At 61.3% G+C, this 12,843-nt stretch carries 10 protein-coding genes; all 10 read right to left on the minus strand.

Annotated elements, in window-relative coordinates:
• Positions 1–7: 7 nt before the first annotated feature.
• Positions 8–937 (minus strand): ABC transporter permease, encoded by a 930-nt coding sequence (locus tag ACFFUC_RS11525; RefSeq protein ID WP_377686370.1) that lies wholly within the window; start codon positions 935–937, stop codon positions 8–10.
• A gap of 7 nt (positions 938–944) precedes the next feature.
• Positions 945–1,925 (minus strand): ABC transporter ATP-binding protein, encoded by a 981-nt coding sequence (locus ACFFUC_RS11530; RefSeq protein ID WP_377686371.1) that lies wholly within the window; start codon positions 1,923–1,925, stop codon positions 945–947.
• On the minus strand, positions 1,922–2,920 hold the full coding sequence (locus ACFFUC_RS11535) for an ABC transporter ATP-binding protein (RefSeq protein WP_377686373.1): 999 nt from the start codon (positions 2,918–2,920) through the stop codon (positions 1,922–1,924). The genes ACFFUC_RS11530 and ACFFUC_RS11535 overlap by 4 nt, the downstream gene beginning before the upstream one ends.
• A gap of 69 nt (positions 2,921–2,989) precedes the next feature.
• On the minus strand, positions 2,990–4,624 hold the full coding sequence (locus ACFFUC_RS11540; protein ID WP_377686375.1) for an ABC transporter substrate-binding protein: 1,635 nt from the start codon (positions 4,622–4,624) through the stop codon (positions 2,990–2,992).
• Positions 4,625–4,979: 355 nt separating this feature from the next.
• Positions 4,980–5,234, minus strand: coding sequence for a WGR domain-containing protein (locus ACFFUC_RS11545; RefSeq protein WP_377686377.1), 255 nt, complete (start codon positions 5,232–5,234; stop codon positions 4,980–4,982).
• A 536-nt stretch (positions 5,235–5,770) separates the two neighbouring features.
• Positions 5,771–6,946, minus strand: a complete 1,176-nt coding sequence (acmB, locus tag ACFFUC_RS11550) for a methyl acetate hydrolase AcmB (protein ID WP_377686378.1) — start codon at positions 6,944–6,946, stop codon at positions 5,771–5,773.
• A gap of 60 nt (positions 6,947–7,006) precedes the next feature.
• Positions 7,007–8,680 carry a flavin-containing monooxygenase gene (locus ACFFUC_RS11555; RefSeq protein WP_377686380.1) on the minus strand — a complete coding sequence of 558 codons (1,674 nt, stop codon included), beginning with the start codon at positions 8,678–8,680 and terminating at the stop codon, positions 7,007–7,009.
• A 152-nt stretch (positions 8,681–8,832) separates the two neighbouring features.
• Positions 8,833–9,720, minus strand: coding sequence for a helix-turn-helix domain-containing protein (locus ACFFUC_RS11560; RefSeq protein ID WP_377686382.1), 888 nt, complete (start codon positions 9,718–9,720; stop codon positions 8,833–8,835).
• 547 nt (positions 9,721–10,267) lie between these two features.
• Positions 10,268–12,358, minus strand: a complete 2,091-nt coding sequence (locus ACFFUC_RS11565; RefSeq protein WP_377686384.1) for a type IV secretory system conjugative DNA transfer family protein — start codon at positions 12,356–12,358, stop codon at positions 10,268–10,270.
• A gap of 12 nt (positions 12,359–12,370) precedes the next feature.
• Complete coding sequence (locus ACFFUC_RS11570; RefSeq protein ID WP_377686386.1) at positions 12,371–12,841, minus strand: hypothetical protein; 471 nt, start codon at positions 12,839–12,841, stop codon at positions 12,371–12,373.
• Between the last annotated feature and the right edge of the window lie 2 nt (positions 12,842–12,843).

Genomic DNA, 12,843 nt, shown 5'->3' on the forward strand with positions numbered 1-12,843 from the left:
CTCGCGCTCAATGCGCGGCGGTTTTGGCGCGCAGGCGCGGGTCGAGCAGCCCGTAGGTCAGATCTACAAGAAAATTGGCGATGATCATCGACGCTGCGATCACTAGAAGGATGGTCTGCACGACTGCCAGATCGCGGTTGGCGACCGAGGTGACAATCAAGCGACCGATGCCGGGCCATGAGAAGATGCTTTCGACTACCGCCGCTCCGGCGATGAGCGAGCCGAGCATGAAGCCGATCAGCGTGACGATCGGCACCGCCGCGTTGGGCAGCGCGTGTTTCCACACCACACCGCGCCAGCTCAGCCCCTTGGCCATCGCAGTGCGGACATAGGGCTGTCCCAGCACCTCGATCATCGCCGAGCGTGAGAACCGCGCCATGATCCCGATCCCGCCGACGGACAGGGTGACGATGGGAAGGATCGCGTGTCTCCAGCTGTCTTGGCCGCCCGAGGGTAGCCAGCCGAGCGATACCGAGAAGATCAGCACCAGCAGCAGACCCATGACGAAGGACGGGATGGTGAAGCCAAAGATCGACAGCCCTATCACGCTGCGATCCGCCACGGATTGGCGATGCAGCGCGGCATAAACGCCGGCAGGAATGCCGATGCCGACCTTGAGGATCAGCGCGGGCAGGGTGATCGCCAGCGTTGCGGGGATGCGCGAAAGGACCAGATCAATCGCGGGAACCTGATCGCGCATGGACACGCCGAAATCGAACTGGGCGAGTTGCAGCAGGTAGGCAAGATATTGCTGCCACAGCGGGTCGTTGAGGCCCCAGCGTTCGCGGAATGCGTCGATGGAGTCCTGCGGGGCGTCTGGGCCGAGCAGGATCACCGCCGGATCGCCGGACAGGCGCAGGACGAAGAACGCGAAGGTCATCACCAGCAGCAGGGTCAGGAGGGCGCGCAGCAAGCGGGTCAGGATGAAATATACCATGGGTCGATCAAGTCAGCTCTGGTGCCGCCGCCGCTTGCAGCTTGAGACAGGCCGTCAGCCTGCCGCGATATAGGGTCAGCGCTGGCACCTCACTGCGGCACGCCGCGTCGGCCAGCGGACAGCGCGGATGGAATGCGCAGCCGGAAGGACGCCGGGCGGGGTTCGGAGGCTCTCCCTGCAGGATGATCCGCTCACCGATGCCCTTGCCCGGACGCGGCACGGATGAGACTAGCGCTCGCGTGTAGGGGTGCTGGGGATTGCCGAAGATCTTATCCGCTGAGCCTTGCTCGACGACCCGGCCCAGATACATGACCGCGACCCGGTCGCAGAGATTGCGGACGACTTTGAGGTCGTGGCTGATGAACACCATCGTCAGGCCTTGTTCCTCTTGCAGGTCGCGCAGCAGGTTCACCACCTGCGCCTGAATCGAGACGTCGAGCGCCGAGACCGGCTCGTCGCAGACCAGAAACTTGGGCGACATCGCCAGCGCCCGCGCAATCACGACGCGCTGGCGCTGGCCGCCGGACAGCTCGTGCGGATAGCGTCCCGCCTGATCTGCGCGCAGCCCGACTTTGCGCATCAGCTCGGCCGCCCGCTCGCGGATCGCATCGGGACCGGCGAGGCGGTGGATGATCAGCGGCTCGGCGATCTGGTCGGCGATGGTCATGCGGCGGTCCAGCGCGGCCAGCGGATCCTGAAAGATCAGCTGCATCTCACGGCGCAGGGCACGCCATTCGGCCGTCTTGGGGTGCGGCATTGGCTTGCCCTGAAAGGTCACGCTGCCGGACCACGGTGCCTCGATCCCCAGAAGCATCCGCCCCAAAGTGGATTTGCCCGAGCCGGACTCTCCGACGACGCCCAGAATCTCACGCTCGTGGACTTCGAGGTTGATGCCGTCAACTGCCCTGACCATCGAGGGCGCGCGCAGCAGCGATTTTCCTGTGGCGTAGTGCTGGAAGAGGTCGGTGGCCTTGAGGATCGTGGTCATTGCGCCCACTCCGGCATTGCGGCGGCTTGGCGCAGCTTGGCGGCAGGGGCCGGGGCGGGGTGAAAGCAGGCGAGTTCTCCGCCTGCTGCCTGCGGCAGCAAACGGGGGCGTTCCGCGCGGCAAAAATTGCTGGCTCTGCTGCAACGGGGCGAGAAAGAGCAGCCCGCGGGCAGGTGCCGCGGGTCGGGCACAGTGCCTTCGATGGGCAAAAGGCGCTGACGCGGCCCGTCGAGTTCAGGCAGCGCCTCGAAGAGGCCCACCGTGTAGGGGTGGCGGGGCGCGTCGAACAGCGTCGCGATGTCGTTCTCCTCGACGATGCGGCCCGCATACATGACGGCGGCGCGGTCGCAGACGGCCGAGACGGCGGCCAGATCGTGGCTGATGAAGACGACGGCCATGCCCGCCTCGCGCCGGATGCGGGCGAGCAGGTCGAGGATCTGGGCCTGAATGGTCGCGTCGAGCGCGGTTGTCGGCTCGTCGGCGACCAGAAGATCAGGCTCTCCGGCCAAGGCCATGGCGATCATGATGCGCTGGCACTGACCGCCCGAGAACTCATGCGGATAGAGGTCGATGCGGGTCGCGGCAGAGGGGATTCCGACCATATCCAGCAGACGAATCGCCTCGGTCCGCGCCTCAGCTCCTTTGAGGCCGCGATGCAGCCGGATGCTTTCCATGATCTGCTTGCCGACTCGCTGCACGGGGTTCAGCGACGACGAAGGGTCCTGAAAGATCATCGCGATCCGCGCGCCGCGAACGCTTTCCAGCGTGCGAGCGGGCGCTTTGACAAGCTGTGTGCCGGCGATGGTCACGGAGCCGGACACCTTCGCCTTGGACGGGAGCAGCCCCAGCGCGGCAAGCCAGGTCACGGATTTGCCGCAGCCACTTTCTCCGACGAGGCCGATTGCCTCGCCCTTTGATATTTCAAGGTCGATGCCGTGCAGCACCTGCACATCATCAAATGAAACGCGGAGGTCTTTGATCGATATGAACGACACCAGCCCATCCTTTCATTTCGTGTGGATCGAAATGGGGCGGCCGCCGCGAGCCGCCCCGAGGGAGGAGGATCAGACCGGCCAGTTTTCGGTGCGGAAATCCATGGCAAAGGCCGGAGCGGCTTTCCATTTCAGGTCAGACTTCATGCCGGTGAACACCGCGTTCTGATGCAGAAGCGTGTACATCGGGTCCTCGCGCTCGGCGATTTCCAGCATCCGCGCGAATGCCTTGCGGCGCGTGGCGTGGTCGGTCGAGCTTTCCAGAACTACCGACAGCTGGTTTAGCTCGGCGTTGGTGAACTCGTGGTTCTGCTGGGCCTGACCGTTCGGGCCGAACTGGTTAACCATCGGCGTGACCGGATCATTGACGTGGTTCGATGCCGACCAGTCGCGGACGCCGCGCTCGCCCTCGCCGGCGAAGATCTGGCTCCAGTTTTCCTTCATCTGGATCTGGACGTTCAGGCCGACCTGCTGCCACATTTCTGTGATGATCTGACCGGTTGCGGTTTGGTTAGTGTAGTAGTTGTTCAGTAGGAAGTAGGGGATCTCGTCGCCCTTGTAGTTCGCTTGCTTCAACAGATCACGAGCGAGTTCGGGGTTGAATTCCGGCACCGTCCAATCCGCGATCAGCATGTTTGAGGCAGCATAGCTGTCGAACTGCAGCCCCTTCGGCACGACGGTTTTGCCGGCCCACAAAGCGTCCACAATCGCCTGACGATCCAGCGCATGCGTCATGGCGCGACGGACCAGCGGGTTGGCGACGATCTCGTTCTGGGTGTTGAACACCGAGATGCGGTGGTTCCAGATCGTCGACGACTGGACCTCGAGACCTGGCACGGCGGCCACGGTGTCGATTTGATCCGGCGGCAGGTCGCAGGCGAAGTCATATTCGCCCGAGATCAGACCGTTCACGCGGCTGGCAACCTCGGGGACTTCGACGAAGCGTATGCGTTCCAGCGGTGGTTGGCCGCCCCAGTATTCGTCATGGGCAACCAGCGTCAGCGAGACGTCGGGTTTGTATTCCTCGACCTTATAGGCGCCCGTGGTAATTGGTTTGCGCGCCCAATCGGCGTAGGTCGGAGCTTCGTCCCAAGCACGCTTAGAGGTGATCTGCGATCCGGCCGAATAGAAGCGGCCAACCAGCGTGACGTCCGGCGTGGCATTGTGGAAACGGACCGTATATTTGTCGACAGCCACGACGCCGCGCAGTCCAGGCCACGTCCGGCGAGCGGTGCCAGGGATCGCGGCGGGCAGCTCTTTCGCGGATTGCGGCTTGAAGTTCTCCGGATAGAGCGTCTTGCCACCAGCGGGCTCGGTGCCGGCAAATAGGCGTTCGTCCGAGAACGAGAACACCACATCCTCGGCGGTCATTTCGTCACCGTTGTGGAATTTGACGCCCGGACGGAGCTTTAACTCCATCGTGGTTTCGTCGATCATCTTCCACTCGGTTGCGAGACCCTGAACCGGACCTTGATCGCCCATCCAGTTGCGGTCGATCAGCCCTTCCCAGAGGTTCGGATAGAAGATGCGTTCACCCACGTTCGACTGTTCGTCCCAGTTGTCGAGCGTATTGTTGTTCGAGATTTTCTGCACCGCGATCGTGATCGAACGACGCGAGCCCTGAGCACGCAGAGAGCGCGGCAAGATCAGCGTGCTGGCCCCGGCAGCAGCGAGAAAGCTGAGAGATTGGCGGCGAGTGAATTGCATATCGGCCTCGTTTGATTTCACCGAAGGCAGCTCCGGTTCGATGAGTAGGCGAATAGAGTGCCGCTACGACGGATTGATTGCGGAGCTGTGACGGTTGTGAGAAACATTTTCCGAGAAAGCGCACCATGTCCGAGTTATCGCTACTTTGATCGTCGGCACCGGCTTCCGCACGAGCAAGGCCAGCGGCCGGTCGTGAAAGCTAACATGTTGCAGCTGCACCGCGATCGGGGACCGGGTTCTGGAAGATCGCAAAACTGTCGGTTGTGTCCCCCATCGTCGCGCTTTCTGTCCGTCAAGAGTTCAGGGAAGACGAAAGCCGGCGACAGAATCTATTCTCTTTTGGGAGGGTTTGGGATCACTCAAACATCACGAGCTGCAGGGGCTCTTTCCAATAACCGCGCCGGCGTTTGGCGGCCTCGATTGCAGTGAGCGCGGCCATCGCCTCGGCCTCGGTGGCAAACCAGGCGATGCGGCTCTGTCCGCTGGTGCCGATGCGGCCCCAGGCGCGGATCAGGCTCCATTCGCCAAAGAGGTTCGGGGTCGCCTCGAGCCGGTAGTAGCGGGCGAGGTTCTTGGCGGGGATGCGCTTTTCGAGATAGCTCTGGCTCACAGATGGAACCTCCGGGCGATCCGTCACCCAGCCGCCCCGAGCCTGCGGGGCTGCGAGCTAAATGGTCGCGGCCGCCGGTGAGGGCGGACGCACGGACCGGAGGATGCGCGGCCGGTTTGCGCTTGGTGCTTCCAGCCGCGCGTTCAGGCGTTTGCAGGGCAAAGGGCGGCGCCCGTGCCTACCCGCCGGCAACCAGAAGCATCAACCGCCGCCCGTCCGAGGCAACCAGTTCAAGCCCGTCGACACCGGTTCTGGCCGCTGCAACCTGAGGGGGCATGGCGACATGCAGGGAGCGTCGACGTGTTCGGCCCATAGCTGCATAGTCGAAAGCTGCCGCTCAGGTTTGCCCCCGAATGCGGCGCGAAGGTTTGCTATGTGGGAAGCCTGCCGTTTGCAGGTGCAGGAGGGAAGTCTGCCTGAACCATCCCGTGATCGTCCAGTTGAGTGTATGCGGCCTATCGAGCAGGCCGCGGCGCGAAAGCCAGCGCTGCTGAGGGCAGGAATGAGCCGGCATTTACGCCGACCCACAAGCCTTTCTATTCGAGTAAAGACGAACATGCCTTTTCTTCAAAACTAAGATAGCTCCCAAACGATGCTGAGTCCCCGAACGGTAGGATCTGCGTCGCCCAAAAGCCGCCAAGGCCGTTCTTCCGGTCGATCCAGTAGAAGAGGTTCGCCAGCCCCGCCCAGCCCAGAGCCCCTGCCGGACGACCGGTCGGAGCGTCCTCGTCGTTTACCATGAAACCATAGGACCAGGACTTCGACTGACCAGGGAAGAAATCGGCAGCATTCGAGAGCGTCGATATCACCCCCGGCAGCGGGGTGACTTTGAGATCGCCAAGGTGGTTTTGCTCGGCCATGGCCACCGTTTCAGGGCGCAGCACCTGACCATGATCGCCCCGACCATCATTCAGCCACATGCGGATGAAGCGCATGTAATCGCCCACCGTGCCGTAAAGCCCGTGGCCGCCCATATGGACTTCGGGATCGGCAGGAAGCTCGAAATCAATGGCCTCAAGCGTGCCGTCTGCCCCGCGTTGATGCATCCCTGCCAGACGCGCACGCATGGCATCGGTCAGCTCGAACCCCGTCTCGGTCATGCCGAGGGGTTCGAAGATCCGCTTTTGAAAAACCGCGCCCAAACGCTCGCCTGTGATCCCCTCGATCACCTGACCCAGCCAGTCGATGTTCGAGCCATATTCCCATTTTTCACCCGGATCGAACAGAAGCGGGGTCATCAGTGCGGCTTTTGAGGCCGTGATGATGCTCGGCTGGTCCTTTTCTTCGGCGAGGCGCTTGTAGGTTTCGTTGAAGAAATCATAGCCGAACCCCGCGCGGTGCAGCAGCAGATCCTTGGCGGTGATCTGGCGCTTGGGGGCACGCAGGCGCGGTTCGCCATCTGCCTCGAACCCGTCGATGACCTGCAACTGGGCAATCTCGGGCGCATAGCAGGCAGCGGGCGCGTCGAGATCGAGTTTGCCAGCCTCGACAAGCTGAAGGGCCGCCGTGCTGGTGATCGCCTTGGTGGTCGAGAACAGGGCGAAGACGCTGTCCGTGGTCATCGGGTTCGGGCGATCAAGGCGCCGCAGACCCGCCGCGCCCTCATAGAGGTTACCGTTCCGGTCGGTCACCATCGCGACGACGCCCGGTACAGCCGGCGTGGCAGAAACGCTCTGGCTCAGGACATCATCGGTATTGAAAATCTTGTTCATCTTGGGCTCCTGAATAGGGGATGATCGCTCCACCGCGTCAACCGGCGGAGCTGGCCTAGATCAGCTGGGTTGTTCGATATTGCTGCGGCCAAGGGCGAAACCGGCATAACCGTTCGTCGCCGCCTCGCTGCATTTCGCGCGATAGGTGCCGACGCCGCCGGTATAGGACAGGACGCGGCGCGGTTTTCCCGGCACATTTGAGCCGGTGTACCACGAGTTCGTGCGCGAGATCAGGTTGGCATTGGCGGTTTCGTCATGATGTTCGACCCAGGCATTCTCGCCCTCAAGCGTAGGCTCGATCAAGCCCTGATCGCTTCCTTCCAGATGCCGGATACAATCGCTGATCCATTCGGTCTGCTGCTGCAGGCAGGTCGTCATATTGCAAAGCGCGGCTGAAGGCGCCAGCGGTGCGCCAGTCATGAAGAGGTTAGGGAAGCCGTACTTCATCATCCCGAAGGTGGTGCGAATGTCCTTGGCCCATTCCTCGCGCAGCGAGAGGCCGTTCCGACCACGAATATCGATCCGGCAAAGCGCGCCCGAACCTGCATCGAAACCTACCGCCATGATGATGATGTCGAGCGGATAGACCGTGCCATCCTCGAGCCTAATGCCCTCGGGGACAATTTCGGCGATGCCATTGTCGCGCAGGCTGACGGCGGTGACATTCTCGCGGTGGTAAACCTCGAGATAGTTGGTCTCCAACGGAACGCGATGCGTTCCGAACCCATAATCGCCGGGCTTCGGGACCAGAATGTCGATCAGCTTTGGGTCCTTCAGCCGATCCCGCATCTTTTGGCGCACGAATTCCGAGATTTCCTCGCTGACATCCTCGTCAAAGAACATCTCTGCGAATGACGACAACCACAGCTTCAGCGAGCCGTCGGCATGGATCTCCTCCAGCACCGCGAGGCGCTCAGCGGGCGTAAGGTCATGCCATTTATGTTCGAAATCATATTCGAAGCCAGTGAAGGTATGGGGCAGGTTCTGACGCAATTCGTTCAGCCGCGCCTTATACCATGCGGCCTCATCTGGCCCGTATTTCGGGTTCTTCATCGGCAGCACATATTGAGGTGTGCGGACGAAAACATGCAGCGAACCGACCTCGGCGGCGATGGTCTGGATTACTTGAATCCCGGTCGCTCCGGTGCCGATCACCCCCACGCGCTTGCCCGCAAGATCAAGCCCCCCACGCGGATAGCGCGCCGTGTGCAGGATCTTGCCCTTGAAGCTCGCTTGCCCCGGGAAACGATCCTCAAGCGGGGCTGATAGCATACCGGTACAGCCAATCAGGAAGCGCGTCTCGATGACCTCGCCTTGATTGGTGGTGACGCGCCAGATCTGGCGGGTCTCGTCGAACTTGGCTGCTGTGACCGTGGTCGAAAAGCTGATGTCGCGGCGCAGGTCCAGCTTGTCGGCGATGTAGTGCATCCAGCGCTCGATCTCGGGCTGGGCCGGGAAACGCTCGCTCCAGGTCCAGCCTTTGTAGAGGTCTTCGTCAAAGAGATATTGATAGATATAGGCTTCGCTGTCGAATTTGGCGCCTGGATAGCGGTTCCAATACCAGGTCCCGCCGACGTCGCTGGCGGTATCGCAAGCATGGGCTTTCAGTCCCTGTGCCCGCAATTGGTAAAGCTGATAAAGTCCTGCGACGCCGGCCCCGATGACCAAAGCATCCAGCGTTTCGGGAATGGGGTTCCGGTCCGCCACTGGGGCGGGTTGACGTGAGTCCAGCATGAGATCCTCCTAGATGACCGCTCATTGCGGTCGACGTCGGGCGTTTGCGCGGGACCTCCCAATCCCGATGCGCATCGCCCGTGACCATCAGCCTAGCGCGCCATCCGGTTCGGTCTTGAAGATCCGAGAGGGATTTTTTGAATGATCCATAGTTAGGAGGCGGATTTGCGCAGCTGGGCAGGCGTCGTGCCGAGTGCCTTGCGAAGCGCCCGCGTCATATGGGCCTGATCCGAAAAGCCGCAGGCCACCGCGATGGCCTTAATCGGCATATCGCTTTTGCACAACAGATCCGAGGCCTGCGCCACCCGCTTTTCCTGTACATAGGCGTAAGGCGATTTGCCGATTGTCTGGCGCAGCCGCAGGTTCAATGCCCAGACGCCTAGTCCAAGGCTTCCGGCAAGTTGTTCCAGCGTCAGCCCGACGGCCAGCTCGGCGTCGATAAACTCATCGAGCCGCTTCATCTCGCTTTGCGAAAAGCCGTGCCTGCGTTCGCAGGGTTTCTGGGTGATCGAGGCATAGTGGCGCAGCAGATGAACGGCCATCTGGATGCTGAGCGCCTCGGCATAGAGCGCACCCGCCGCCCCGCCTTGCGCCGCCTCCAGCGTCAGTTGATCGGCGATATGGCCGATTACCGGATCATTGCCCTGAAGCACATCGTGGAGGCAGACGACCCCGATCTCACCGTCGCAGATGTCGCGGGCAACCCGCGCCATCAGGTCATTGCTGAGGTAGATATGCGCGACATGCAGCCCCTCAGTCCAACTCCAATGGGATTGCATCGCGCGCGACAGCAGGGAGAAATCACCCGGCCCGCATTGCGTCCGGGTCCAGCGCCCGTCGAATTCCCGGTCCATCGGCGTCAGCCCCTGCCGATATTGAACGATCATGAAGTCATCCATCGGCGGGATCAGAACGTCCTGACCTTTATAGAGAAAGCTGCGCTGCGAAACGCCCGCCCAACCAAGCCCCTTACTTTCCACAAGCGTTTCGCCCGGCACCCAAACCGGCAGTTCATCGGCAGGGATCAGAAGGTCGGTCACCGAATTCCCTCCAGCTCAAGAAGACCTAAGACTACGGTAAACGTTGGCATACGCCGTTCGAGTGAAAGTGCCACGGGAATACAAATAACCAACCGATTCTAGTGCCAGACAAAATAGCATCAATCGGACTTTCGTCCTGATCGTTTGCGTTTCAGGCCTTTTTAACTGCTGTTGCGCATAGAATATGGGGCCGTTCATTTCCGCCCGGTTGCCGATCAGATTTGGCAAGACCATCCGCTCACGGCTCTGTTTTTTGCTGCGGGAGCGAGGAGTCCTGCTTCTCTGCGGTTTGCCCAAATGTCTCTTGAGGGCTCGGAGTGACCAAACGGCCATGGATGATCAGGTCGTTTCGATGCGTTGCCCAAACGTCCGGTTCGGCACTCCGCCGGTGTTTCCAAGCCGACTTGCCTCCGACCGCTCTCCGCCCTTCGGATCGACCATGCTGACGATTGTATTGACCCAGCGGAATCTGCTCAGGTTAAGCCGCCATCCTTGCCGGCCCGACTGCTCGAAAAGCATATCGCTTGCGTTCCGAAACTGTGCTTCATCATCCAGCCACAGCTGCGTCGAATTCTTCGAACTGTTTGCGGATCTCGTCATCAGAGGGCCGCGTTGCGGCAATGATCGCTCGGAAGTCCATGCTTTTCTGCCCCAGCGTTTTTGAAGGAGTGCTGGGGGAGGATGCGGTAGTTCTTTGCACTGTTGTTGCAACCTCGGCAGTTTCCTCCACCGCCTCGGCAATCGCTACTTGCTGTTCGGTAAGCTCCACTTTCTCTGGCTCGCTGTCCGCACCCGCAGGCGGCGGTCCGTCCGGCTTCGACTCCACCTTTGCGGGCGCATCCGGCTCCGAACCGTCATTACCCTTCGTCACCTCATAGTCGATCACCCGCATTTTCGAGAGCTTCGCGACTTGACCCATCAGGGCCTGAACCTGCTGGCTCAGCGCCCCGATTTCTCGGTGGGCCTGTGACGGGTAGGGCAGGGGGCCGGTCTGGGCGGCCATGATCTTCTGGAAGAACGGATCTTCATAATAGACGATGCGTTGCGCGATGATCGGCTGCTGACGCTCGGGGATCAGAATGACCTTGTCGCGATCAAGACGGGTGATTTCGTCAGGCGAGAGCAGCGCGCGCTCTTCGTTGCGCCGAGAGATTGACCGATGCAGAACGCCGCTCTTGTTCGGCGAATAGCTGTCGCTGACCGACAGCCGCGTGGTCTTTCCAAGCGATTCCGAGATCTCTTGCGCGGTCATTTTGTCATTGGCGGCAAGATAGAGCTTCATGCCACAGGCGGATTCGATCGAAAGGCGGTCCTCCTTGCCGTAGATCTTTTCCAGGCCCGGAATGGATTGGGTGATGATCGAGACCCGCGCGCCGTGGCCGGCGAGCTGTTTGAGGGCCTGAACCACGATTTTCATATGCCCGAGCTGGTCGAACTCATCGAGGATCATCTTGACCGGCCAAGGCTCGCGGGCAGGATCAGGCATGGTCGCGCGCAGCGTGGCAATCAACTCCCCGAAGAAGAGGCGGATCAGGGGGGCCAGCGTCTGGATCGCATCAGAATTGACGACGAGATAGACCGCCATCGGCTTGCGGCGCAGATCCGAGAAAGAAAAGTCATTCTCGCTGGTGGCGAAGTCGATCGCAGGGTTGTTCCAGAGCGCCATACCGGCTCCGCCCAGAACAGAGGCGTGCGAGGACAGAACTTTGCTGTCATAGGCCGAGAATTTGCGGAAAGTCTCTGCGGCACTCGGATGCATGACCTCAAGGGCATGGGCGGCATAGACCTTCTGGTCTGCGCCTTGCCCAAAGAGGATACGGTTGATCTCTCCAATGGTGGGGTGGCCGCGCTCGATCGCGAGCAGGCCGGCCGCGACAAAGAGCTGGCGGCCTTCCGACAGAAAGTCACCAGCGTTTCCGCGCTCCGAGACGGCGAGGAAATAATCGGCGATCTTCGCCAGCTCCGTATAGCGTTCTGCAGGATGTTCGATCTTCGCTACGCGCTCCAGCGGGTTATAGCGGTGGCTGGAATGCTCGAAATCAAACGGCGCGAAGCGGAAGACCTCATCGCCAAGCGAGACCCGCTGGCGCGAGGTGGCCTCAAAAATCTCGCCCTTCACATCGAGAATGACCACGCTGCCCGGAAACAGAAGGACGTTCGGGTTAACGTAACCCACGCCCTTACCGGCGCGGGTCGGAGCCACGACAAGGCAATGTGGGAATAAGTCATAGGTCGCCGAGATGAAGCGGCCTTTCAGGAAGCGGCGGCCGAGCGGGCCGAAGCGGTAGAGCTTGCCAAAGACCAAGCCGCGCCCGATCGGTTCAAGCAGAGCGTTGCGCCGCATTTCCGTCCGGCTCTGGAAGTGGGCCTGACCATATTGCGTCAGTTTGTGACCAAAGCTGATGACCCCCGCGACCAGCCCGAAGGCCGCAGAGACGAGAAGCACAATGGTATAGGCAAAGCGCCATGGGGCGGTTTGCGCCGCACCAAATCCGGGAAAGTCGGTCAGAAGCAGGAACGGATTGGCGGAATTCATGTTCTGGCCGAGATGCCACGCCAGCCACATGCTGCCGAGAACCGCGCCCAGGACCGCGCCGCAGATCAGACCAAAGGGAACAGCAAGAAGGATGCGTTTCATGTCAGCGGCCCTTCAAAGATCGAGCCCGTGATCGCTGTCGCGATCATGGGTTTGGGTTTGGTCCTGCTCACGGGTCTGACCGCGCAGAACGGCATGACTTTCTGCGACCATGCGCAGGGCCGCACCCTTGATCGTGACGCGGGAAGGGTCGGGCTCGTCACGGGAGAGATCCGTGCTGTCGCCCGCGCGCAAACGCTCCATCGCCCCCGCGCCATAGCGGGTCTCGAAGTCCTGCAGAAAAGCCATTGCCTGTTCGTCGCTCCGGAAACGCGGGCGCTCGCCCGCGATCACCGCATCGGCCATCTCGGAAAGCGCAGTATCAATGCGGGCCGCGCGCGCTTCTTCAATAATCTCGCGTTTCTCCAGCTCCACGGCCTTTGCCGTGGCAGCCATCACATGCCGGTTCTGCGTGAGCCCGGAGCGCATCCTGTCTTCAACCGCATCCATGGCGCGGGCGATGAGCGATTTTTGGTCTTCAGCCATAT

Source organism: Paracoccus cavernae, from assembly GCF_042430175.1.
Taxonomy (GTDB): domain Bacteria; phylum Pseudomonadota; class Alphaproteobacteria; order Rhodobacterales; family Rhodobacteraceae; genus Paracoccus; species Paracoccus cavernae.